The organism is Sphingomonas astragali (assembly GCF_051400615.1).
Taxonomy (GTDB): Bacteria; Pseudomonadota; Alphaproteobacteria; order Sphingomonadales; family Sphingomonadaceae; genus Sphingomonas.
Genome location: NZ_JBLFFH010000001.1, coordinates 801555 through 823769, shown reverse-complemented (window position 1 = coordinate 823769; position 22215 = coordinate 801555). Strand labels below are relative to the sequence as shown.

At 69.0% G+C, this 22215-nt stretch carries 21 protein-coding genes, 1 tRNA gene, 1 pseudogene and 1 riboswitch; of the genes and pseudogenes, 7 read left to right on the top strand and 16 right to left on the bottom strand.

Translation table 11 applies throughout. The features are described 5' to 3' along the window. Window positions 1-82 precede the first annotated feature (82 nt). The 5 genes and pseudogenes from ACMGER_RS04165 (at window position 83) to ACMGER_RS04145 (ending at window position 4966) form a co-directional block, all read left to right on the top strand. On the top strand, window positions 83-1132 hold the full coding sequence (locus ACMGER_RS04165) for a phage major capsid protein (protein ID WP_436810845.1): 1050 nt from the start codon (window positions 83-85) through the stop codon (window positions 1130-1132). A gap of 70 nt (window positions 1133-1202) precedes the next feature. Then, window positions 1203-1646 (top strand): annotated as a pseudogene (locus ACMGER_RS04160) (head-tail connector protein); the annotation flags it as partial. A gap of 59 nt (window positions 1647-1705) precedes the next feature. Further along, entirely contained in the window at window positions 1706-3205 is a 1500-nt protein-coding gene (locus tag ACMGER_RS04155; protein WP_436810844.1) for a phage tail protein, read from the top strand. A gap of 12 nt (window positions 3206-3217) precedes the next feature. Next, complete coding sequence (locus ACMGER_RS04150) at window positions 3218-3721, top strand: DUF2793 domain-containing protein (RefSeq protein ID WP_436810843.1); 504 nt, start codon at window positions 3218-3220, stop codon at window positions 3719-3721. A gap of 108 nt (window positions 3722-3829) precedes the next feature. After that, window positions 3830-4966: an OmpA family protein gene (locus ACMGER_RS04145; protein WP_436810842.1), complete on the top strand. Its 1137-nt coding sequence runs from the start codon at window positions 3830-3832 to the stop codon at window positions 4964-4966. Between the two features lie 396 nt (window positions 4967-5362). Here the strand turns inward: ACMGER_RS04145 and ygfZ are convergent, their stop codons facing one another. After that, complete coding sequence (ygfZ, locus tag ACMGER_RS04140; RefSeq protein ID WP_436810841.1) at window positions 5363-6085, bottom strand: CAF17-like 4Fe-4S cluster assembly/insertion protein YgfZ; 723 nt, start codon at window positions 6083-6085, stop codon at window positions 5363-5365. Window positions 6086-6132: 47 nt separating this feature from the next. On the opposite strand from ygfZ, the gene pyrC reads away from it, so the two are divergent. Next, the gene (gene pyrC, locus ACMGER_RS04135) at window positions 6133-7170 is read left to right on the top strand and encodes a dihydroorotase (RefSeq protein WP_436810840.1); all 1038 of its coding nucleotides are present in this window, start codon (window positions 6133-6135) and stop codon (window positions 7168-7170) included. A gap of 96 nt (window positions 7171-7266) precedes the next feature. On the opposite strand, the gene ACMGER_RS04130 is transcribed toward pyrC, so the two are convergent. Next, the gene (locus ACMGER_RS04130; RefSeq protein ID WP_436810839.1) at window positions 7267-8052 is read right to left on the bottom strand and encodes a DUF1134 domain-containing protein; all 786 of its coding nucleotides are present in this window, start codon (window positions 8050-8052) and stop codon (window positions 7267-7269) included. Between the two features lie 186 nt (window positions 8053-8238). Here ACMGER_RS04130 and ACMGER_RS04125 point away from each other — a divergent pair. Then, a tRNA-Ser gene (locus tag ACMGER_RS04125) sits at window positions 8239-8331 on the top strand. A 27-nt stretch (window positions 8332-8358) separates the two neighbouring features. Here the strand turns inward: ACMGER_RS04125 and thiC are convergent. The 14 genes from thiC to ACMGER_RS04055 all read right to left on the bottom strand — a co-directional run bounded on the left by thiC (window position 8359) and on the right by ACMGER_RS04055 (window position 22197). Next, entirely contained in the window at window positions 8359-10206 is a 1848-nt protein-coding gene (gene thiC / locus ACMGER_RS04120) for a phosphomethylpyrimidine synthase ThiC (protein WP_436810838.1), read from the bottom strand. Between the two features lie 47 nt (window positions 10207-10253). Next, a riboswitch (TPP riboswitch) is annotated at window positions 10254-10344 on the bottom strand. Between the two features lie 99 nt (window positions 10345-10443). Further along, window positions 10444-11289 carry a MipA/OmpV family protein gene (locus ACMGER_RS04115; protein ID WP_436810837.1) on the bottom strand — a complete coding sequence of 282 codons (846 nt, stop codon included), beginning with the start codon at window positions 11287-11289 and terminating at the stop codon, window positions 10444-10446. Continuing rightward, a complete protein-coding gene (locus ACMGER_RS04110; RefSeq protein WP_436811668.1) occupies window positions 11289-12038 on the bottom strand; it encodes a sterol desaturase family protein in 750 nt (249 codons plus the stop codon). The genes ACMGER_RS04115 and ACMGER_RS04110 overlap by 1 nt, the downstream gene beginning before the upstream one ends. A 146-nt stretch (window positions 12039-12184) precedes the next feature. Continuing rightward, complete coding sequence (gene katG, locus ACMGER_RS04105; RefSeq protein WP_436810836.1) at window positions 12185-14416, bottom strand: catalase/peroxidase HPI; 2232 nt, start codon at window positions 14414-14416, stop codon at window positions 12185-12187. A 158-nt stretch (window positions 14417-14574) separates the two neighbouring features. Continuing rightward, window positions 14575-15492: a hemolysin family protein gene (locus ACMGER_RS04100; protein ID WP_436810835.1), complete on the bottom strand. Its 918-nt coding sequence runs from the start codon at window positions 15490-15492 to the stop codon at window positions 14575-14577. Window positions 15493-15499: 7 nt separating this feature from the next. After that, window positions 15500-16009: an rRNA maturation RNase YbeY gene (gene ybeY / locus ACMGER_RS04095; RefSeq protein ID WP_436810834.1), complete on the bottom strand. Its 510-nt coding sequence runs from the start codon at window positions 16007-16009 to the stop codon at window positions 15500-15502. After that, a complete protein-coding gene (locus tag ACMGER_RS04090; RefSeq protein ID WP_436810833.1) occupies window positions 16006-17004 on the bottom strand; it encodes a PhoH family protein in 999 nt (332 codons plus the stop codon). The genes ybeY and ACMGER_RS04090 overlap by 4 nt, the downstream gene beginning before the upstream one ends. Window positions 17005-17191: 187 nt before the next feature. Further along, a complete protein-coding gene (gene miaB / locus ACMGER_RS04085) occupies window positions 17192-18496 on the bottom strand; it encodes a tRNA (N6-isopentenyl adenosine(37)-C2)-methylthiotransferase MiaB (protein WP_436810832.1) in 1305 nt (434 codons plus the stop codon). Window positions 18497-18507: 11 nt separating this feature from the next. Continuing rightward, window positions 18508-19392 carry a lysophospholipid acyltransferase family protein gene (locus ACMGER_RS04080; protein WP_436810831.1) on the bottom strand — a complete coding sequence of 295 codons (885 nt, stop codon included), beginning with the start codon at window positions 19390-19392 and terminating at the stop codon, window positions 18508-18510. Window positions 19393-19419: 27 nt separating this feature from the next. Further along, the gene (locus ACMGER_RS04075; protein WP_233784814.1) at window positions 19420-19842 is read right to left on the bottom strand and encodes a Fur family transcriptional regulator; all 423 of its coding nucleotides are present in this window, start codon (window positions 19840-19842) and stop codon (window positions 19420-19422) included. 144 nt (window positions 19843-19986) lie between these two features. Then, window positions 19987-20403 carry a Ros/MucR family transcriptional regulator gene (locus ACMGER_RS04070; protein WP_436810830.1) on the bottom strand — a complete coding sequence of 139 codons (417 nt, stop codon included), beginning with the start codon at window positions 20401-20403 and terminating at the stop codon, window positions 19987-19989. 105 nt (window positions 20404-20508) lie between these two features. Next, entirely contained in the window at window positions 20509-20994 is a 486-nt protein-coding gene (locus tag ACMGER_RS04065) for a GNAT family N-acetyltransferase (RefSeq protein ID WP_436810829.1), read from the bottom strand. Continuing rightward, on the bottom strand, window positions 20991-21674 hold the full coding sequence (gene tsaB, locus ACMGER_RS04060; protein ID WP_436810828.1) for a tRNA (adenosine(37)-N6)-threonylcarbamoyltransferase complex dimerization subunit type 1 TsaB: 684 nt from the start codon (window positions 21672-21674) through the stop codon (window positions 20991-20993). The genes ACMGER_RS04065 and tsaB overlap by 4 nt, the downstream gene beginning before the upstream one ends. Next, window positions 21604-22197, bottom strand: a complete 594-nt coding sequence (locus tag ACMGER_RS04055; RefSeq protein ID WP_436810827.1) for a malonic semialdehyde reductase — start codon at window positions 22195-22197, stop codon at window positions 21604-21606. The genes tsaB and ACMGER_RS04055 overlap by 71 nt, the downstream gene beginning before the upstream one ends. Window positions 22198-22215 lie beyond the last annotated feature (18 nt).

The following is a 22215-nucleotide window of genomic DNA, read 5'->3' as shown; positions in this document are numbered from 1 at the left end:
ACGGTTGCGGTGCCGGTCGCAGGTTTGGACGGAAAGGGCGTGCCCCGGTGGGCGCGCCCTTTTTCTTTTGGAGGAGACGGGGATGAGTGAGGTGATCGACGCGCTGGAGGCGAGCTTCGGCGCGGTGGAAGGTGCGGGCGTGCCGGCGGCGCGGCCGCCGCTGGCCGGGGCGAGCGCGCGGAGCGGCGCGTTCGAGGGCTTCGTGCGATCGGGCGTCACGCTCGAGACCAAGGCGATGAGCGGGGCGAGCGATGCCGCGGGCGGCTATGCGGTGCCGCGCGAGATCGACGCGGCGATCGACGAGACGCTGGCGAGCATCTCGCCGATCCGCGCCGTCGCCAATGTGGTGAAGGTGGGGTCGGCCGGCTATCGCAAGCTGGTCGCCTCCGGCGGCACGCCGTCGGGCTGGGCGAGCGAGACGGGCGCACGGGCCGAGACCGGCACGCCGACCTTCAACGAGGTGGCGCCGCCGATGGGCGAGCTCTACGCCAATCCGGCGGCGAGCCAGGCGATGCTCGACGACGCCGCGTTCGACGTCGAGGAATGGCTGGCGCACGAGATCGCGACCGAGTTCGCCAAGGCCGAGGGCGCGGCGTTCGTGAACGGCGACGGCGTCGACAAGCCGAGGGGTTTCCTGCAGGTGCCGACCTCGGCCGCGAGCGATGCGACGCGGCCGTTCGGGACGCTGCAGCACCTGGCGAGCGGCGCGGCGGGGGCGTTCGCGGCCAATCCCGACGAGGTGCTGATCGACCTGGTCCAGGCGCTGCGGGCGCCCTATCGCCAGGGCGCCGTCTGGGTGATGAACTCGGCGACGCTGGCGCGGATCCGCAAGTTCAAGACCAGCGACGGCGCCTTCCTGTGGGTGCCGGGGATCGCGGCGGGGCAGCCGGCGACGCTGCTCGGCTATCCGGTGGTCGAGGCCGAGGACATGCCCGACATCGCCGCCGATGCGCCGGCGATCGCGTTCGGCAACTTCAAGGCCGGCTATCTGATCGCCGAGCGCACCGAGACGCAGATCATGCGCGATCCCTTCACCAACAAGCCGTTCGTGCACTTCTACGCGACCAAGCGGGTCGGCGGGATGGTCGCGAACTCCGAGGCGATCAAGCTCATCAAGTTCGCCGCGAGCTGAGCGGACGGGCCCCTCCCTCTCCCGCGGACGGGAGAGGGAGGACGGGCAACGGCAACATGAGGGGACGAACATGACACCACCGCCCTTTCCGGCGGAGGCGATCGCGGCTGCGCGCGATGCCGCCAAGGCCCACCTCAGGATCGCGAGCGACGACGAGGATGCGCTGGTCGAGACGCAGGCGGCGGCGGCGCTCGCGCTGTGCGAGAGCTTCACCGGCGCCGCGACGATCGCACGCGAATGGAACGAGACGGCGCCGGCGGACGGACGCTGGGCGCGGCTCGTGATGGGCCCGGTGCAGGGCATCGCCAGCGTCGAAGGTGTCGCCGAGGACGGCACGGCGATCGCGCTGCCGGCGGAGGCCTATGCGATCGACGTCGACGCGGCCGGCGACGGCTGGGTCCGGGCGCACGGCAGCATCGGCGAGCGGCGGGTGGCGGTGCGCTACATGGCCGGGCTCGCCGAGAGCTGGGCGGCGCTGCCGGCGCCGGTGCGGCAGGGCACGGTGCTGCTCGCCGCGCATCTGTTCAACGCGCGGCCCGGCAGCGCGGCGCCGCCGGCGGCGAGGCCGCGACGATGCTCGGCGGCTATTCGGCCTATGGCGCGAGCCTGCGCGACGTGGTCGACGGGCTCGCGCAGGCGAGCGGCGCCTGGTTCGCGGTCGCGGGCGACCGGCTGGTGCCGAGGACCGGCGAGGGTGCCGGCGCGACGATCGCGGACGAGGGGGTCGATGGGGGCGCCGGCGCGGGCAAGCGCGGGAGCCGGGCGATCGCACCGGCGGATACGGCGCCGCGCAGCCTGGCGGTGAGCTACTACGACCCGGCGCGGGATTACCAGGCGGGCCTGCAGCGCGCCGACCGGCCGGGCGCGGGATCGCGGACGGCGCGAATCGAGCTGCCGGCGGTGCTCGATGCGGCAGCCGCCAAGCGGATCGCCGCCGCGGCGCTCGGGCGGCTCGACGTCGAGCGCGAGCGGCGGACGGTGTCGCTCGGTTGGCGTGATATCGCAATCGGGCCGGGGGACCGGGTGACGATCGCCGGTGAAGGCGGCCGCTGGCGCGTGACCGGCTGGTCGCTCGAGGGAATGGTGCTGGCGCTGGAGCTCAAGCGGATCGCGCGGGCGATGGCACCGGCGACCGCCGCGCCGGGACGGGTGAGCGGTGCGCCGGACCTGACGGCGGGGCGCACGGTCGTCCATGCCTTCGAGATCCCGCCGATCGACGACGCGGTGCTCTCCGCGCCGCGGCTGACGGTCGCGGCGGCGGGCACCGGGGCCGGATGGCGGAGCGCGATGCTCCAGATCAGTGCCGACGGGGCGAGCTGGACGCCGGCCGGGCGCACGACCTTGCCGGCGGTGCTCGGCGAAGTCGCCGTGCCTCCGGGCGCGGCGGGGTCGGCGCTGGTCGATCGGCGTCACGCGATCGAGGCGATGCTCGCCAACGAGGCGATGGAGCTCGGCGATGCCGATGCGGCCGCGCTCGATGCCGGAGCGAACCTGGCGCTGGTCGGCGACGAGATCGTCCAGTTCGGCCGCGCCGAACGAATCGGTCCGCGGCGCTGGCGACTCACCGAATTGTGGCGCGGACGGCGCGGAACCGAATGGGCGGCCGGCGCGGCCGTGGCGGGAGATCGCTTCGTGCTGCTCGATCCGGTGACGCTGACGGCCATCGACCTGCCCGCCGGCAGCATCGGCGGAACGGCGAGCGTGATGGCTTCGGGTGTCGGAGACGACGATGCCCCGCCTGTCGCGATCGCGCCCGTGACCGGCGCGTCGCTGCGTCCGCCCTCTCCGGTGCATGTCAGAGCCCGCAGGTCGGACGAGTCCCTGCAGATCGGCTGGATCCGGCGCAGTCGTGCGGGCTGGCGGTGGATCGACGGAGCGGATGCGCCGCTCGCCGAGGAGAGCGAGCGCTATCGCGTGACGCTGCGAAATAGCGACGGGTCGACGCTGACGATCGATACGGACGCGGCCGAAGCGTCGATCGGCCAGGCGGCGATCGGAACCGCGGCCGTCGAGGTGCGGCAGCTCGGCGCGTTCGGCTGGTCGCCCGCTGCCGCGCTGGCGCTGTCGGAATGACGGAGGACGAACATGAACGATGATACGACTGCGCGCTGGGCATTGCCGTTGCTCGCGCCGGGGCAGGTGCAGAAGGAGATGACGCACAACGAAGCGCTCGCCGCGCTCGACCTGATCGTGCAGCCGACGGTCGCGGCGGCGGGCGTGGATGCGCCGCCGGGGGCCCGGGCCGAGGGCCAATGCTGGATCGTGGGCGACGCGCCGACCGGAGACTGGGCCGGACATGGGGGCGAGATCGCGGGCTGGACCGCCGGCGGCTGGCGCTTCGTCGCGCCCCGCCAGGGCATGACCGTGTGGGTGGCGGACCGCGGCGTCGCGGCACGTTACGAGACGAGCTGGAAAATCGGCGAGATCGCGGGGGAGACCCTGCTCCTGGGAGGCGAGCCGATGCTTGGTTCGCCCGCTCCGGCCATCGCCGATCCGATCGGCGGCGCGACGATCGACGCCGAGGTCCGCGCGACCCTCGCCGAGGTCCTGAACGTTTTACGCCGTCATCACTTGGTCTTATCCGCATAAACTGTGACGATAAGGCAACAGTCCGCAGAATTTGTCGTCTTGCGCCGCAACCAAGCTGAGGGTAGGGAGTTTGGGCTGTCCGTTGGACGTCACTGAAAGGGGATTATGATGCGGAAGCTTGTCGTCGCTCTGGCGCTCGCCTCTACTGCGCTCAGCGCTCCCGCCGTCGCCCGCGATAAGTCGTGGTACGTCGGCGTCGAGGGCGGCGTGACTCTTGTCGAAGACATCGATTTCGACATCACTACTGCTAACGGCACCACCGTCAGCAATGCCTCCACCGTCGACAGCGCTTATGGCTATGACTTCGACGGCAACATCGGTTACGATTTCGGTGCGTTCCGCATCGAAGCGGAGGTCGGTTACAAGCGTGCGAACATCGATGGCTATCGTTCGACCGTGACGACGCCGGCGTTCACCGGCACCGGCGCGCTCTTCGCTGCGCCGGCCGGCGATTACGACTATGCCGGCGGCAACACCAGCGCGCTCAGCTTCATGCTGAACGCGTTGCTGGACTTCGGCGACGATGACGGCGTCCAAGGCTTCATCGGCGGCGGCGCCGGCGTGGCGCGGATCAAGGCCGATTACGGGCTGAACAACAACGGCTCGTTCCTCGACGACTCGGACACCGTCTTCGCGTGGCAGGGTCTCGCCGGTATCCGCGCGCCGATCACCGACAACATCGACGCGACGCTGAAGTATCGCTTCTTCAACGCGCAGGATCCGAAGTTCGTCGACGTCGTCGGCAGCACCTACGAGGGTCGCTACCGCTCGCACAGCATCCTCGGCGGCTTCACCTACAACTTCGGCGAGCCGGCGGCGCCCCCGCCGCCTCCGCCGCCCCCGCCCCCGCCGCCGCCTCCCCCGCCGCCGCCCCCGCCGCCTCCGCCGCCGGTGTGCACGCCGGGACCGTACATCGTGTTCTTCGAGTGGGATCGCTCGGACATCACGCCGGAGGCCTCGGGCATCCTCGACAACGCCATCTCGGCGTACCAGAACTGCGGCAACGCGCAGGTCATGCTGGCCGGCCACGCCGACCGTTCGGGTTCGGCGAGCTACAACGTCGGCCTGTCGCAGCGCCGCGCGGACTCGGTGAAGGCGTACATGACCTCGCACGGCATCCCCGACGGGGTCATCTCGACCGAAGCGTTCGGCGAGAGCCGTCCGCGCGTCGAGACCGCCGACGGCGTCCGCGAGCTCCAGAACCGCCGCGTGGAGATCACCTACGGGCCTGGCTCGGGGATGTAATCCACCGTCCGGTTTCGGACGACACAATCAGGGAGGTCGGGCAACCGGCCTCCCTTTTTGTTTGGGCGCGCGCTGGGGCTAGTCGAGATCTGTTCGCGCGGGGCGTGGAGAGAAGAAGGATTTGTTCACGCGAAGGCGCGAAGGCGCGAAGAGAAGAAGAAAGTTAAGAGGTTCACGTGGAGACGCGGAGGTGTCTCGCTCGCAGCTCCGTCTCGCGTCAGCGAGACCCTTTCACCTGCGGCTCTTGAGCTTTGAAAACCGCTTACGCGGCTGACGGTGCAGCAGGCGAGACACCTCCGCGCCTCCGCGTCCCCGCGCGAACAAACTCTTCTTCTCTTCGCGCCTTCGCGTGAACAAACCCTTCTTCTCTTCACACCGTCGCGTCTCCCAATGAACTCAATCGGTCTCGCTTGAGACAGCATTCGCGAGCCAGTCCGGTGCGATCGCATCGCCGAGGTTTTCGACGCGCCGGAGCTCGACCATGAGGCCGAGCTCCGGATAGGTCGTGCGGGTGCGGTCTCCGGGCTCGCCGAGCGGCGCCACCATCAGCCGGCGGTTGACCTTGCTGCGGTGGTGCATCCGTGCCGTGTTTTCCTGGCCGACGTAGCAGCCCTTGGTGAAGCTCACGCCCCCCAGCTCGGCGGCATTGCATTCGAGCCAGAGCGTCGCGTCGCGGCCGAGCTCGGCGACGCCTTCGGTGACGCCGAGCTTGAGGCGATGCTCGAGCCAGCCCGTCGCCGGGTCGCCTTTCTTGCCGAGCCAGCGGCGGCCGAGCTCGGCGAGGCGCGGATCGGGCACGCCCTCGTCCGCGTCCGGCGACCAATGGACGGCACCGACGGCCGGCTCGATCGTGATCGCGCGGCGCAGGCGGTACATGGTCAGGCGCCGCGCGAGCGCCTCCGCCTCACTGGCCTCGCAATCGATCAGCAATGCGTCGCCGTCGTCCCACAGGATGAAATCGAACAGCGCCTTGCCCTGCGGCGTCAGCAGCCCGCTCCACCGCGGAGCGCCCGGCCTAACCAGGCTGGCATCCTGCGTAACGAGGCCCTGAAGGAAATCGCGCGGGTCGTCGCCGGCGACGCGGATCAGCGCGCGGTCGGCAAGGGTGGTGTTGGCCATGGCGTCTAGGTAAGCGGGGCCGACGCAAATCCAAGCCGGATACCAGCATGACCGACCGCCTCACCATCCGCCGCCCCGACGATTGGCACGTGCATCTTCGCGACGGCGCGATGCTGGCGGCGGTCGCGCCGCTCACCGCACGCCAGTTCGCGCGGGCGATCGTGATGCCCAATCTGGTTCCGCCGGTGACCGATGTCGCTGCCGCCGAGGCCTATCGTGCGCGCATCCTCGCCGTGGTGCCGGAGGAGAGCGGTTTCATGCCGCTGATGACCTGCTATCTCACCGACGCGACCGATCCGGCCGAGGTGGAGCGCGGCTTCACGCGCGGCGTGTTCACCGCCTGCAAGCTCTACCCGGCGAACGCCACGACCAATTCCGCTCATGGTGTGACGCGGATCGCGGCGATCATGCCGGTGCTGGAGACGATGCAGCGGATCGACATGCCGCTGCTCATCCATGGCGAGGTGACCGACCCCGAGATCGACGTGTTCGACCGCGAGGCGGTGTTCATCGAGCGCGTGCTGGCGCCGCTGCTGCGCGATCTTCCGGCGCTGCGGATCGTGCTCGAGCATATCACCACCGCGGAGGCCGCCGATTTCGTGCTCGCGCATCCCGAACGCGTCGGCGCGACGGTGACCCCGCAGCACATGATCATCAACCGCAACGCGATCTTCGCCGGAGGCCTGAGGCCGCACGCCTATTGCCTTCCGGTCGCCAAGCGCGAACAGCATCGGCTGGCGGTACGGCGCGCGGCGACCTCCGGAGCGCCCAACATTTTCCTTGGTACGGATACCGCTCCGCACATGGTCGAGGCCAAGGAGAGCGGTTGCGGATGCGCGGGGATCTTCACCGGGCTGCACGCGCTCGAACTCTATGCCGAGGTGTTCGAAGGGGACGGCGTGCTCGATCGTTTCGAGGCGTTCGCCAGCGAGAACGGCGCACGCTTCTATGGCCTGCCCCTCAACGACGGGACGGTGACGCTCGAGCGGACCGAGTGGACGGTGCCCGAGCGGATCGCGGCCGGCGAGAGCGCGGTGGTGCCGTTCCGGGCGGGCGAGCGTCTCAGGTGGCGGATGGCGGACTAGCGACAGGCGTCACGGACAAGCCCATATCGTCGGCGAGGCTTTCCCTCGGCCGGCCCCGCGTGCTGATCGCGCCGGACGCGGCCGGCCTGCGCGCGGTTAGAACGGCAGCCACTTCGATTTCTCGCTGAACTTCATGTAACCGATGTTGGCGCCGAGCCGCCAGCCGACGCCGAGCCGGATCGGGATCAGTACGATGTTGCCGCGGCGCAGATAGGTCGCCGCGAAGCCGCCGACGAAATAGACGCGGCCCTCCGCCGCCGGAAAGCGGCGATAGAGCTCCTGGGTGTCATAGAGGTTATAGACCAGCACGAACACCTTGTTGGCGTCGCCGCCGACGTCGAAACCGACCGAGGGGCCGGTCCAGTAGACCGGACGCGTTCCCTCGACCTTGTGGCTGAGCGTGCCCGAACCATAGCGCAGGCCCACTATCAGCGCGCCGCCGGCTTCGCGTCCTGCGATATAGGCGTTGGGACGGCCCTGTTTCTGGAGCAGGTCCTCGATCAGCGTAGCGAGGCCCTTGGCGCCCTTGCCGAACACCCCTTCGGCGGCGGAGAGCACATCCTCATTGTCGTAGGTCGGCGCGGCTTGCGAGCCCGGGACCGGCGGCGGCAGGTCGCCCGATCGGGTGACGTTCGCCTGCGCGGCGCCGGCATCGGTCTGGACATCGGCTTGCGGCGCGGAACTATCGGGGCCGGGATCGACCCGCATCTCCTCCTCCGGCTCGGGGGGCGGGGGTGTCGTCTGCTGCACGGGAGGCGACGATTGCCGGAGGTCGGCATCGATCGCGCTGTTGGGATCGACCGTGCGCACCTGCGTGGCTGCGGGCGCGGCCAGTATGCCGGCGGTCAGAACGAACAGGCCGAGGGCCCTCAAAGCACGCATTATCGACCCCCCGGTCCACAAATTCATTCTTCACGACTGATCCTGCCATGCTTGACCGGCAATGAACAGGCGGCAGGGCGAGTCGAACGGGCGACGAGGCGAGTCGATTCCGCGGCCGGTCGCGATGCGCAAGGTCGGTTGATCCCCCTCCGCGCCGCCGCTATAGCCCGGCGCTCTGCCGCATCCGGAGACGTGGGTGAGTGGCTGAAACCAGCGGTTTGCTAAACCGCCGTACGGGGATTACTCGTACCGAGGGTTCGAATCCCTCCGTCTCCGCCAGGGCTCCGAAAATCGAGAGCCGGACTCCTACTCCGCTGCGGGGAGGTAGATCTCACCTCCCTTTTCGCGGAACACGTCGCTCATCTCGCTCATCCCCGCCTCCGCCTCCTCGGCGGCGACGAAGCTCTCCACCGGCGCGTTCTGCTTCGCCGCAAAGTCCCGCACCTCCTGGGTGATCTTCATCGAGCAGAACTTCGGCCCGCACATCGAGCAGAAGTGGGCGGTCTTGGCGCCCTCGGCCGGCAACGTCTGGTCGTGGTATTGCTCGGCCGTGTCCGGATCGAGCGACAGGTTGAACTGGTCGCGCCAGCGGAACTCGAAGCGGGCGCGGCTCAGGGCATCGTCGCGCAGCTTCGCGGCCGGGTGGCCCTTCGCCAGGTCGGCGGCGTGGGCGGCGAGCTTGTAGGTGACCACGCCAGTCTTCACGTCGTCGCGGTCGGGGAGGCCGAGGTGCTCCTTGGGCGTCACGTAGCAGAGCATCGCCGTGCCGTACCAGCCGATCATCGCCGCGCCGATGCCCGAGGTGATGTGGTCGTAGCCGGGCGCGATGTCGGTGGTCAGCGGCCCCAGCGTATAGAAGGGCGCCTCGCCGCAGGCCGCGAGCTGCTTGTCCATGTTCTCCTTGATCTTGTGCATCGGCACGTGGCCGGGGCCCTCGATCATCACCTGGACGTCCTGGGCCCAGGCGCGCTTCGTCAGCTCGCCTAACGTGTAGAGTTCGGCGAACTGGGCCTCGTCGTTGGCGTCGGCGATCGAGCCGGGGCGCAGGCCGTCGCCGAGCGAATAGGCGATGTCGTACGCCTTCATGATCTCGGTGATCTCGTCGAAGCGCTCGTAGAGGAAGCTCTCCTTGTGGTGCGCCAGGCACCATTTCGCCATGATCGAGCCGCCGCGCGAGACGATGCCGGTGACCCGCCTGGCGGTCAGCGGGACATAGGGCAGGCGGACGCCGGCGTGGATGGTGAAATAGTCGACCCCCTGCTCGGCCTGTTCGACGAGGGTGTCGCGGAAGATCTCCCAGCTCAGCTCCTCGGCGATGCCGCCGACCTTTTCCAGCGCCTGGTAGATCGGGACGGTGCCTACGGGCACGGGGGAGTTGCGGATGATCCATTCGCGCGTGTCGTGGATGTTGCGGCCGGTGGAGAGGTCCATCACCGTGTCCGCGCCCCAGCGGATCGCCCACACCAGCTTGTCGACCTCGGCCGCGACGTCGGAGGCGACGGCGGAATTGCCGATGTTGGCGTTGATCTTGACCAGGAAGTTGCGGCCGATCGCCATCGGCTCGGTTTCAGGGTGATTGATGTTGGCCGGGATGATCGCGCGGCCGCGCGCCACCTCGTCGCGGACGAATTCCGGCGTGACGTAGTCGGGGATGGCCGCACCCCAGTCCTGGCCGTCGCGGACGTGATCGCGCAGCATCTCGCGGCCGAGGTTCTCGCGGGTGGCGACATATTCCATCTCGGGGGTGACGATGCCGCGGCGGGCGTAGTGCATCTGGCTGACGTTCATGCCCGGCTTGGCGCGCAGCGGGCGCCTGACAATGCTCGGGAAAGGATCGACGCCGCCCGAGCGGTCGGGGCCGAATTGACCATTGTCCTCGGGCTTCACCGCCCGCGCGTCGTAGCTCTCGACGTCGCCGCGGGCGAGAATCCACTCGCGGCGACGTGCAGGGAGGCCGGCCATGATGTCGATGCTGGCCGCCGGGTCGGTGTAGGGCCCCGAGGTGTCGTAGACGTTGAGCGCAGGCTCGGCGGACGAGGGCTCGAGGTCGATCGCGCGCATCGCGACGCCCAACGGGCCGACGTGGATTTTCCGCGAGCCACGGATAGGACCCGTCGTGACGCCAATCTCGGTGCGCGCGGGGATGTCGGCCATTCGTCTTCTCCTCTGTTCGGGAGAGGACGGTCCGGTGGCGGGGCCGCTCCCTCCCTACGCCGGTGTCAGCCGGATCAGGTTCAGCGGGTCGAGGGCTCCTGCCCTCCTCTCAAGCGCGGATCGGCGCTCCCCCGGGGATGCGGGGCGTTCTAGGCCCTTCGTCGGCGCGGCGGAAGCCGGAATCTCGCGAGGCGTGCCGCCTGCGGCATGAGAACCCGGCTTTCGGCGGGATGACGGCTAAAAGGTATAGGCGAGGCCGACCGCGCCGATCCACTGGTTGCGGTCGCCGGCGATACTGGTGACGGGCGAGTCGGCGAAATCGTTCATCAGCCGGGTCCACCCGCCGCCGCCGACCAGGCTGAGGCCATGGGTGAGATCACCGGTCAGCGACACGCTGGCCATCGCGCCGAGCGTCAGGTTCTTCCAGCCGCCGCGCGCATCGTAGGCGGGGAGACCGCTCGCGATCGACTGACCCGGCGTGATGCTGAAATAGGTGCGGGCGTACTTGCCCTCGACGCGGTCGGCGGTGGCGAACAGGCCGACCATCGCCTTGCGGCTCAAGGGGGTGATGTAGCTGACGGTCGGCGTCCAGATGCCGCTGTCGTGCGCGCCGGCGACGTCGTGGCGGTAGCTCACGGTGACGCTCAACCGGTCGTAGTCGCTGGTGATGACGCCGACGCGGGCGATGCCGGCATAGCCGCCGAGCTCGATCGCGGTGTCGACCTTGCCGAGGGCCTTGATGCGCGGATCGTCGATGCTCTTGGTCGAGGTGCGGTTGAAGCCCAACGCCGCGACGGGTCCGAGCTGGAGGTCCCAGCCGGGGCCGGGACGGTTGCGGATGAGATCGACGCTCAGCCGGTTGCCGATCAGGGTGAAGCGATAGCCGCTCACCTGCCCCATCGCCGCGGGGACGGGGGCGATGCGGTTGTCGTCGGAGCCTTCGTAATCGGGCACGGTGCCGATGCCGATGCCGACGGTGACGCGGTCGTCGCTCGGCCGGGATGGCGGATCGTCCTGGGCAGCGGCGGGGATGGCCGCCGACGCGATGGCGAGGGCGGCGAGCGAAGCAACGCGTTCTATCATCAAGCGATTCCCTGTCCTTTTCGGGGCAAACGCGGCTCGGGCGGCTTTGCTCCCGAATCTTTTGCGCCTGCGAAAAGAGCCACGCCGCGATCGGTGCCGCACAGGCGATCCCAGAAGCGGAAATAGAGGCCGTAGTTGCAGCCATAGGCCTGGTGGTGGCGCTGGTGATGGCTGGCGGTGATCAGCCAGTCGCCGATCGGACCGGACCAGAGCGCGCGGGGGAAGAGCTCCCAGCCCATGTGGTTGGTGACGCCCATCAGCGTCATGACGCCCAGCACCACGCCCAACGCCGCCACATGGATCGGGATGAGGAAGACGAGCGCAGGAATCACCACGGCGCCGGTGAGCGCCTCCAGCGGGTGGAAGCTCATCGCCGCCCACGCGGTCGGCGGTCGGCTGGCGTGATGGACGGCATGGACGCGGCGGAACACCGCCGGCCGGTGCATCCAGCGGTGGGTCCAGTAGAACCAGGCGTCGTGCGCGAGCAGGTAGAGCAGGATCGACAGCGGCCAGTACCACAGCGACGAGACGTGGAGGTCGGTGTAGATGCGGGTCCAGCCGTGCGCCTGCCAGCCCCAGGCGACCACGCCGGCCGGCACGCCGTAGATCGCGGCGGAGGCGAGGCTCCAGCCGATCTCGCGGCGGACCTGCGTGTCGAGACCGGTATAGAGACCGGGGCGAACCGCGCGGGTCGCGAGGGCGAAGGCGCCGCTCGTGACCAGGTAGCGCACGCCGACGATCAGCGTCATCGCGGCGGCGGAGAAGGCGATGGCGAGCGTGCCGGTCACCGGAGTGAGTTAGGGCGTGTCTGTTCGGATTGAAGCAATGTCAGCGCTTCGATCCCGATGCGCGGGGCCGCGAACGATGCTCGCGGCCCTTTCATCACGATGCGCGGTCACGCGGCGAGATCGAAGCGATCCGCGTTCATCACCTTGGTCCAGGCCGCGACGAAGTCCTTCACGAACTTCTCGCCGGCATCGGCCGCGGCATAGACCTCGGAGATCGCGCGGAGCTGCGAATTGGCGCCGAACACCAGGTCGGTGCGCGTCGCGGTCCATCGCGGCTGGTCGGTCCGGCGGTCGGTGCCGACGAACTCCTCGTCGCCCGCCGGATCGACCTCCCGCCATGCCGTGCCCATGTCGAGCAGGTTGACGAAGAAGTCGTTGGTGAGCTGCCCCGGCCGGTCGGTGAACACGCCGTGCTTCGACCCGCCATGGTTGGCGCCGAGCACGCGCAGGCCGCCGACCAGCACCGTCATCTCCGGCGCGCTGAGGCCGAGCAGCTGGGCGCGGTCGACCAGCAGCTCCTCGGTCGGCACGCTGAACCGGACCGAGAGATAGTTGCGGAAGCCGTCGGCCCTGGGCTCCAGCACCGCGAAGCTCGCGGCGTCGGTCTGTTCCTCGGTCGCGTCGGTGCGGCCGGGGGTGAAGGGCACCTCGATCGCGCGGCCTGCGTCGCGCGCCGCCTTCTCGATACCCACCGAGCCGCCGAGCACGATCAGGTCGGCGATCGACACCTTCTTGCCGCCGCTCGCGTTCTCGTCGAAATCCGCCTTGATGCCTTCATAGACCTTGAGCACGCGAGCGAGATTGTCCGGCTCGTTGACCTTCCAGTCCTTCTGTGGCGCGAGGCGGATGCGTGCGCCGTTGGCGCCGCCGCGATGGTCCGACTGGCGGTAGGTCGCAGCCGATGCCCAGGCGGTCCTGACCAGATCGGCGACCGACAGGCCGGAATCGGCGATCCTGCCCTTGAGCGCCGCCACGTCGGCCGCGTCGATCGGCGCATAGTGCGCCTCGGGGATCGGATCCTGCCAGATCAAATCCTCTTCCGGCACCTCGGGCCCCAGGTAGCGCGCCTTGGGGCCCATGTCGCGATGGCACAGCTTGAACCAGGCGCGGGCGAAGGTGTCGGCGAAATAGTCCGGATCGGCCCGGAACTTCTCCAGGATCTTGCGGTATTCGGGGTCGACCTTGAACGCCATGTCGGCGGTGGTCATCATCGTCGGTACCCGCCGGTCGGGGCTGTGCGCGCCCGGCGCCATGTCCTCCGGCTTCTGGCCCACCGGCTGCCACTGCTTCGCGCCCGCGGGGCTCCGCACCAGCTCATAGTCATAGTCGAGCAGCATGTGGAGGAAGCTCATGTCCCATTGGGTGGGGGTGGGCGTCCATGCGCCTTCGATGCCGCTGGTGATGGTGTGATCGCCGATGCCCGATTCGTGCCCGCTCTGCCAGCCGAGGCCCTGCTGGGCGATGTCCGCGCCCTCGGGCTCGGCGCCGACCTTCGACGCGTCGCCGGCGCCGTGCGCCTTGCCGAAGGTATGGCCGCCCGCGGTGAGCGCGGCGGTCTCCTCGTCGTTCATGCCCATGCGGGCGAAGGTCTCGCGGATGTCGCGCGCCGACTGCAGCGCTTCGGGGACGCCGCCGGGACCCTCCGGATTGACGTAGATCAGGCCCATCTGGATCGCGGCGAGCGGCTCCTCCAGCACCATCTCCTTCTCGGGCTGGATGCGCGTCTGGTTCTCCGGGTGGCCGACCCATTGTTCCTCGGTGCCCCAGTAGATGTCCTTCTCGGGCTCGAACACGTCCTTGCGGCCGCCGCCGAAGCCGAACACGGGCGCGCCCATCGATTCGAACGCGACATTGCCGGCCATGATCAGCAGGTCGGCCCAACTGAGCTTGCGGCCGTATTTCTGCTTGATCGGCCACAGCAGGCGGCGCGCCTTGTCGAGGTTGGCGTTGTCGGGCCAGCTGTTGAGCGGGGCGAAGCGCTGCGAGCCCGACGAGGCGCCGCCGCGGCCGTCGCCGGTGCGATAGGTACCGGCACTGTGCCAGGCCATGCGGATGAAGAACGGACCGTAATGCCCATAGTCGGCCGGCCACCACGGCTGGCTGTCGGTCATCAGCGCATGGAGGTCGCGCTTGACCGCAGCATAGTCGAGGGTCTTGAACTCCGCCGCATAGTCGAAGTCGTCGCCCATCGGATCGCCGGACAGGCCGTTCTGCTGGAGAATCTCCAGCGAGAGCTGGTTCGGCCACCAGTCGCGATTGGTCCGGCCCAGCAGCCGCCGCAGCGCGGCCGGCTGTTTGGCGGGAGAGCTCAGGGGATCACCGGTGGTTGGGGCATCCATCTCGTCTTCTCCTTGTCCATGCGCTGACGGCCAGCACCCGGCCCAACGGCCCAGTGGCTTTCCGGGAAGCTCTGGAAGGCTAGCCGAGCGGCAATGATCGGAGAAACGCGAAAAGGTGAAGTTGGTGATCGGCTGAGGCGATTACAGGGCGAGCGGACTCAAGCCCCCTCCTCTTCCGGCGTAGACCTGGGCGGGTGCAGGATCAGCCGGGTGACGCGGCGCGCATCGGCCTCGGTCACCTCGAGCGTCCAGCCGCTGTCGTGGACCAGGCACTCGCCAGGCTCCGGCACATGGCCGGCGAGTACGAAGGCGAGGCCGCCCAGCGTGTCGACGTCCTCATCGACCTCGCCGAGTCGCCGGTCGACGGCCTCGGCGACGTCCTCCAGCTCCGCGCGCGCATCGGCGTCCCAGGCGCCGCCGTCGAGCGGCACCAGCATCGCGACCGGTGCCTCGTCATGCTCGTCCTCGATCTCGCCGGTGATCTCCTCGATCAGGTCCTCGATGGTGATGAGCCCCTCGGTGCCCGAATATTCGTCGAGCACCACCGCGAGATGGGTGCGGCTCTGGCGCATCTGCGCGAGCAGGTCGATCGCGCCCATCGACTGGGGGACGTAGAGCGGCTGGCGCATGATCGCCGCGATGCTGGCGGGCGGCTCGCCGCCGTTGGCGACGATCTCGAACACATCCTTGATGTGGACCATGCCGATCACGGTATCGAGCTCTTCACGATAGACCGGCAGGCGGCTGTGGCCGGCCTCCGCGAACAGCTTCACCAGGTCGGCGAAGCTCGTCCGCTCCTCGACCGCGATGATGTCCGCCCGCGGCACGCCGATGTCGCCGGCATCGCGCTCGCCGAAATGGAGGAGGTTGCGCAGCATCTGCCGCTCGATCGGCGCCAGGTCGCCGGCGATCGGGCGATGGCGCTCGCCTTCGTCCTCATGGCTGTCGATCACCTCCTCGAGGCGGTCGCGCAGCGTCTCGCCGCTGTCCTCGCCGAACAGGAGGTTGCGCAGGCCGCGCCAGATACTGGAAGGTTCGTTGTCGCCGTTGCCGCTGCGACTTTGGCCCTCGGGCATGTGGGGGTCAGTCCTCGTCGATGATGTAGGGGTCGGCAATGCCGAGGCTCGCCAGCGCCGCGCGCTCGATCTCCTCCATCGCCTCCGCCGCGGCGTCGTCGCCGTGGTCATGACCTAGCAGATGCAGCACGCCGTGGACAATGAGGTGCGTCGCGTGATGCTCGACGCCGATCCCCTTCTCCGCCGCCTCGGCGATGCAGACGCCATGCGCGAGCACGATGTCGCCGAGGATCACCTCGCCGTCGTCGGAGCCCTGCGTCACCGTGTCGAGCAGGTCGGGCTGCACCATCGGGAAGGAGAGGACGTTGGTCGGCTTGTCCTTGCCGCGGTACTGGCGGTTGAGCCTATGCACCTCCGCGTCGGAGGTCAGGCGCACGGCGATCTCGATCGCGGTCGGCAGGCCGATCCACTCGCCCTGCGGCGTGCGCTCGATCGCGGCGACGGCGGCGCGGGCGGCGAGCGTCTCCCAATCGCCCTCGGGCCAGGGATCCTCGCGCAGAACGGCGACGTCGATCACGCTTCCGCTCCCTCATAGGCCTCGACGATCCGGCCGACGATCGGATGGCGCACGACGTCGGCGGCGGTGAAGCGGACCATGGCGATGCCCTCGATCCCCTCCAGCCGCGCCACCGCATCGTTGAGGCCCGAGGCGCCCATGCCGCCCGGCAGGTCGACCTGCTTGGGATCGCCGCAGATCACCATGCGGCTGTTCTGGCCGAAGCGGGTCAGGAACATCTTCATCTGCGCCGGCGTGGTGTTCTGCGCCTCGTCGAGGATGACGAAGGCGTCGGCGAGCGTGCGGCCGCGCATGAAGGCGATCGGCGCGATCTCGATCTCGCCCGAGGCGATCCGCCGCTCGACCTGCTCGGGCGGCATACAGTCGTAGAGCGCGTCGTAGATCGGGCGGAGATAGGGATCGACCTTCTCCTTCATGTCGCCGGGCAGGAAGCCGAGCCGCTCGCCCGCCTCGACCGCCGGGCGCGACAGGATCAGGCGCTGGACCGACCCGGTGATGAGCTGCGCCACCGCCTGCGCGACCGCGAGATAGGTCTTGCCCGTGCCCGCCGGACCCAGCGCGAAGATCATGTCGCTCGACACCAGCTCGCGCATGTAATGCGTCTGCATCATCGTGCGCGGCACGATCGTCTTGCGGCGCGTGCGGATCATGATCGGCGGCGGCGCGGTGCGATCGGCGCGGATGATGCCGTCGAGCGTCGGCTCGCTGGCGAGCGCGATCACCGCGTCGACCATGCCGGGATCGACGTCCTGGCCCTGGAGCAGCCTGGTGTGGAGCCCGTTCAGCACGTCGCGGGCGAGCGCGACCGCCTCCGCCGCACCCTCGAGCTGCACGCGGTTGCCGCGCGCGGTGATGTAGACGCCGAGGCGGTTCTCGATCGCGACGAGATTGGTGTCATATTCGCCGAAGAGCTGGGGCAGCAGTTCGGGCCGGTCGAAGGTCACCTCGGCGCGGCTGCGGTCGCCGGACTGGGCGGGGACGGGCTTGCGGCTCATGCGTCTCCTGGAGCGGAGGGGTGGAGGATGGGCGGGCGTGCCGTGCCCCGGATCAACGGGGCGCGCATGGACGGGTTTCGTGACGGCGCCAAGAAAGCTGCGGGTCCGCGCTGCATCGCTGGTGCGACTGTGGCAGAAGCGGCGCGGCGTGGACAGGGGAAATATGGGCGGCCGGCGCGCGGCTGCGTCACGCCGCCGCGTGCAGCCGCTGGACGCCGCCCAGCGAATGGGGGCCGGCGCTGACGATCTCGACCTCGACGATCTCGCCGATCGCCGCGTCGGTCATGAGGTGAACCGACTGCAGCCAGGGCGACTTGCCGATGCGTTGGCCGGGGAGCTTGCCGGGGCGCTCGATCAGCAGCTCGCAGCGCTTGCCGACGGTCGCCGCGTTGAACGCGGCCTGATCGCGGTTGAGCGCGGCCTGGAGGCGCTGGAGGCGTTCGTCGGCGAGCTCAGCGGGGACGGCGCCGCCCATCTCCGCCGCCGGCGTGCCCGGGCGCGGCGAATATTTGAAGCTGAACGCCTGGGCGTAGCCGACCGCGTCGACCAGGCTCAGCGTCTCCTCGAACTCGGCGTCGGTCTCGCCGGGGAAGCCGACGATGAAGTCGCCCGACAGCGCGATGTCCGGCCGTGCGGCGCGGACGCGGTCGAGGATGCGCAGGTAGGAGTCGCGCGTGTGGCTGCGGTTCATCGCCTTCAGCACGCGGTCGCTCCCGGCCTGCACCGGCAGGTGGAGATAGGGCATCAGCGTCTCGACGTCGCGGTGCGCGTCGATCAGGCCCTGGGTCATGTCGTTGGGATGGCTGGTGGTGTAGCGGATGCGCTTCAGCCCCTCGATGCGGTCGAGCGCGCGGATCAGCGTCTCCAGCCCGCCCTCGTCCTGGCCCCAGGCGTTGACGTTCTGCCCGAGCAGCGTGATCTCGCGCGCGCCCGCGTCGACCAGCGCCCTGGCCTCGTCGACGATCGCCTGGAACGGCCGGCTGATCTCGGCGCCGCGGGTATAGGGCACCACGCAATAGGTGCAGAATTTGTCGCAGCCCTCCTGCACCGTCAGGAAGGCCGAGGGCGCGACCTTGCGGCGGGCGGGGAGCGCAGCGAACTTGCTCGCGGCCGGCATGTCGGTGTCGAGCGCGAGGCTGCCCCTGGCGGCCTTGGCGACGAGCTCCGGGAGGTTGTGATAGGCTTGCGGACCCACCACGACGTCGACCTTGGCGCGGCGCGCGATCTCCTCGCCCTCGGCCTGCGCGACGCAGCCGGCGATCGCGATCATCGGCTTGCGGCCGTCCTTGCGGAGACGCCCGATCGCCGAATAGACCTTCTCGGTCGCCTTCTCGCGGATGTGGCAGGTGTTGAGCACGACGAGGTCCGCCTCGCCCGCGTCGGCCGCGGCGGTGAGGCCGGCCTCGCCCATCAGCTCGGCCATGCGCTCGCCGTCGTAGACGTTCATCTGGCAGCCGAACGACTTGACGTGGAAGGTCTTGGGATCACGCATCAGGCGCGCGCCTATAGCGCGGTCGGCGGCTCAGATGAACCCGTCGGCGCGGGAGCGGCATAGCGCACCGGATCGACCGAGTAGCGGAACGGCCGGAGCGGCTCGCCGAGCGCGGCGATCAGTGCCTCCTCGATGCGGCGGCGGCTCTCGGCGGCGATCGCCTTGCGGCCGGGGAAGTCGCGCGGATGAAAGGGCTCGAGGAAATGCACCCTGAGCGGGAAGCTGCCCTTGCGCGACAGCAGCCGCTTGGCGTTGTCGACGCCCGTCTCGACGCCGATCCAGGCGATCTCCTCGCCGACCGCGCCATATTCGAGCATCACCGGCTGGACCAGCACTCCGGGCGGCGGCGGCTCCAGCACGCGCAGCATCGGCGTCTTGAACGGGAGCAGCGAACGGCCGTCGGTGGTGGTGCCTTCGGGAAAGACGGTGACCGACCAGTTCTCGGCCAATGCGTCCTTCAGCTGATTGATCTGCTCGGCGACACCCATCCGGTCCTCGCGGCTCACGAAGACGGTGCGGTTGAGCCCGGCGAGCCAGCCGACGACCGGCGCGTCGCGGATCTCCGCCTTGGCGACGAACGCCGAGCCCGAGGCGCCGGCGACGGCGAGGATGTCGATCCAGCTGAGGTGATTGGAGATGTAGAAGACGTCGCGCTTCAAGGGCACGCCGACCCGGGTCACGCGCGCGCCGGCGATCCGCGCCGCCAAGCCGAGGAAGATGCGCGGCCACGGCGAGCCGAGCCGCAGCAGATGCCAGAGATAATGGAGCGGCACGCACAGGATCAGCCCGGCGACCAGTCCCGCGGCGCGCAGGGCGATGCGGCACCATCCCAGCGCGTCGATCGGCGGCGGACGGCCCTCGATGGCGGCGAGCCGGGCCTCGGGGCTCAGCGCCACGGGATCACCGTCCGGCCCGAACCGCGCTCAGCTCTTGCGGTCGAGCGAGACGCCGTAGAGCTCCATCCGGTGGTCGACCAGGCGGAAGCCGAGCTTCTCCGCGATCTGCTTCTGGAGCTGCTCGAGCTCGGGATCGACGAACTCGATCACGCGGCCGGTCTCGACGTCGATCAGATGGTCGTGATGCGCCTCGGGCGAGGGCTCGTAGCGGGCGCGGCCGTCGCCGAAATCATGGCGGTCGAGGATGCCCGCCTCCTCGAACAGGCGGACGGTGCGATAGACCGTCGCGATCGAGATGCCGGGATCGATCGCCGAGGCGCGCTCATAGACCTTCTCGACGTCGGGATGGTCTTCCGCCTCGGACAGGACGCGGGCGATCACCTTGCGCTGCTCGGTGATGCGCAGTCCCTTTTCGTGACAGAGAGCTTCGAGATCGATCTTGCGCGCCATGATGCGCATGTAATGCGAACGGGTGCGAGAAGAAAGGGCGACCGACTCGCAATAAGCGACAAGGCGTGTTCCGGCCGGTGGGCTCAGAAGCAAAAAGAGGGAGCCGGCGCGGCCGACTCCCTCCTCGAACAAATGCCGGAAGGCTCAGCGCGACTTGCGACGCTTGGTGCCGAGGCCGATCTTCTTGGCGAGCGAACGACGCTGCTCCGCATAATTGGGTGCGACCATCGGATAGTCGGCGGGCAGGTTCCACTTCGCGCGATACTGTTCCGGCGTCATCTGATAGTGTGTCATCAGGTGCCGCTTCAGCATCTTGAGCTTCTTGCCGTCCTCGAGGCACACGATGTAGTCCGGCTTGATCGACGAACGGATCGAAACCGCCGGCTCCTGCTTGACCTCGGGCGCGGGAGCGGGGGTGCCGAGACCCACAAGTGCGCCGTGAACATTCTGAATCAGCAGCGGAAGATCGGAAACCGCGACGCTGTTGTTGCTGACGTGCGCAGCGACAATATCAGCGGTCAGCGTGACCAGCGTTTCCTGTAGATCGTTCGTATTGTCCATGGTCGTTTCCTTGATCCCCATATATGTTATTGCACCGTACAGCCCCCGCGAGGGCCTTTCGGACGATTTGCAAGCGAACGCAAGCGCAATCGTTGCTTACCACGATTAGCCGACTCGGCTGACCGACAGTTCCCGCGCATAGGTATGCGCATCAAAGGACTGACCGGTAATACCGCGATAATAATCGCGTCGTTCGCCGACCTTGGCGAAACCATTAGCACGGTAGAGATTGACGGCATCATTGCCGGCGCGGACTTCGAGATGGAGCCGCGTCGCCAACCGTGCTTCGGCGTCGGCAATCACGCTTCGAAGCAGCGCCGCGCCGATGCCGCGGCCGCGCTTCGCCGGCCGCACCGCGAGCAGCAGCAGCTCGCCGTCACCCGCGATCGCGCGGGCGAGCGCGAAGCCGGCAAGCCGCCCACGATCGTAGGCGAGCGTCAGCCAGACGCCGCCCAGGCTCAGCATTCCCAGGCACTGGTTGAGCGTCCATGCCTCGCCGAAGCGCGGATCGAACGCCTCCGCCATGAGTGCCGACACCTCGGGCAGGTCGGTGGCGTCCCCCGCGCGCAGGTCGATCAGCTTCGCGCTCATGGCTTGGCGACGGCATCCGGTGCGCGGCCATAGATCGGCCGCGGCGGCAGCGCGGCGAAGGCCGGCGGCAGCGATATGGCCTGCGCGGCATCGGGCAGCGCCTCGATGAGGTCGAGCGACGAATCAAGCGCGGCGAGATGGCGCACGCCGTTGCCGACGGCCGGACGCCCGGCAAGCTCGGCGAGCGCCGCCTCCGGGCGCAGCGAAGCGAGCGCGTCGATTTCGGCGAGCGGGGCGGCGAAGCTCTGCATGAACACCTCACCGTGACCGCCTTCGAGCACCACGGCAAGCTCGCCCAGGCCCGGGCGCGCCGCGAAACCCGCCGCGGCGACCAGCGCCAGCGACGAGAAGCCCCGGACCTCCGCCCCCCAACCGATGCCGAGCCCGATCGCCGCGGCCAGGCCGACGCGGATGCCGGTGAAGCTGCCGGGGCCGCAGTCGACGAGGATGCGCGCCGCGCGGCCCTCGCCCGGCAGCTCGGCGATCATCGGCACCAGCCGCTCGGCATGGCCGCGGCCGACCACCTCGTGGCGCGCGGCGAGCACCGTGCCGTCGGCGATCAGCGCGACCGAGCAGGCGGCGGTCGCGGTCTCGATGACGAGTATCAGGTCAGAGGACGCGATTGAACCGCTCGAACTCGGGGCGGGGAAGACGTTCGAAGATGGTGGAGGGGTCGCCATGTCCCAGCGTTGCGATGAAGTTGGACCGGACGCTCGGCTGGTCCGCGAAAAAGGCTTCGTCAACCTTGGCGTTGTCGAAACCCGACATCGGCCCCGTGTCGAAGCCGAGCGCGCGGGCGGCGATCAGCAGATAGGCGCCCTGCAGCGACGAATTGCGGAAGGCGTTGTTGAAGCGCATCTCGCCTTCGGGGAACCAGCTCTTGGCGTCCGGCGCGTGCGGGAAGAGCCAGGGCAGGTTCTCCTGGAACTCCAGGTCCATGCCGATGATCACCGACGCCGGCGCCTTGCGGATCTTGGCAGCGTTGGCCTGGCTCGCGAGTGCGGCGAGCCTGTCCTTCCCCTCCTGATTGAGCAGCCAGACGAAGCGCGCGGGCTGCTGGTTGGCCGAGGTCGGGCCCAGCTTGAGCAGGTCGTAGATGCGGCGGATGTCCGCTTCGGTGACCGGCGCGTCGGTATAGCCGTTATAGGTGCGCGCGGTGCGGAAGATCGTATCGAGCCCGGCGTCGTCGAGCGGCTGTCCCATGCAATTCTCCCCCGCCCC

Coding starts and splice junctions, on each gene's coding strand:
- ACMGER_RS04165 (WP_436810845.1), top strand. CDS start 83: ATGAGTGAGGTGATCGACGCGCTGGAGGCGAGCTTCGGCGCGGTGGAA.
- ACMGER_RS04155 (WP_436810844.1), top strand. CDS start 1,706: ATGCTCGGCGGCTATTCGGCCTATGGCGCGAGCCTGCGCGACGTGGTC.
- ACMGER_RS04150 (WP_436810843.1), top strand. CDS start 3,218: ATGAACGATGATACGACTGCGCGCTGGGCATTGCCGTTGCTCGCGCCG.
- ACMGER_RS04145 (WP_436810842.1), top strand. CDS start 3,830: ATGCGGAAGCTTGTCGTCGCTCTGGCGCTCGCCTCTACTGCGCTCAGC.
- ygfZ (WP_436810841.1), bottom strand. CDS start 6,085: ATGGCCAACACCACCCTTGCCGACCGCGCGCTGATCCGCGTCGCCGGC.
- pyrC (WP_436810840.1), top strand. CDS start 6,133: ATGACCGACCGCCTCACCATCCGCCGCCCCGACGATTGGCACGTGCAT.
- ACMGER_RS04130 (WP_436810839.1), bottom strand. CDS start 8,052: ATGCGTGCTTTGAGGGCCCTCGGCCTGTTCGTTCTGACCGCCGGCATA.
- thiC (WP_436810838.1), bottom strand. CDS start 10,206: ATGGCCGACATCCCCGCGCGCACCGAGATTGGCGTCACGACGGGTCCT.
- ACMGER_RS04115 (WP_436810837.1), bottom strand. CDS start 11,289: ATGATAGAACGCGTTGCTTCGCTCGCCGCCCTCGCCATCGCGTCGGCG.
- ACMGER_RS04110 (WP_436811668.1), bottom strand. CDS start 12,038: ATGACGCTGATCGTCGGCGTGCGCTACCTGGTCACGAGCGGCGCCTTC.
- katG (WP_436810836.1), bottom strand. CDS start 14,416: ATGGATGCCCCAACCACCGGTGATCCCCTGAGCTCTCCCGCCAAACAG.
- ACMGER_RS04100 (WP_436810835.1), bottom strand. CDS start 15,492: ATGCCCGAGGGCCAAAGTCGCAGCGGCAACGGCGACAACGAACCTTCC.
- ACMGER_RS04090 (WP_436810833.1), bottom strand. CDS start 17,004: ATGAGCCGCAAGCCCGTCCCCGCCCAGTCCGGCGACCGCAGCCGCGCC.
- miaB (WP_436810832.1), bottom strand. CDS start 18,496: ATGCGTGATCCCAAGACCTTCCACGTCAAGTCGTTCGGCTGCCAGATG.
- ACMGER_RS04075 (WP_233784814.1), bottom strand. CDS start 19,842: ATGGCGCGCAAGATCGATCTCGAAGCTCTCTGTCACGAAAAGGGACTG.
- ACMGER_RS04070 (WP_436810830.1), bottom strand. CDS start 20,403: ATGGACAATACGAACGATCTACAGGAAACGCTGGTCACGCTGACCGCT.
- ACMGER_RS04065 (WP_436810829.1), bottom strand. CDS start 20,994: ATGAGCGCGAAGCTGATCGACCTGCGCGCGGGGGACGCCACCGACCTG.
- tsaB (WP_436810828.1), bottom strand. CDS start 21,674: ATGGCGACCCCTCCACCATCTTCGAACGTCTTCCCCGCCCCGAGTTCG.
- ACMGER_RS04055 (WP_436810827.1), bottom strand. CDS start 22,197: ATGGGACAGCCGCTCGACGACGCCGGGCTCGATACGATCTTCCGCACC.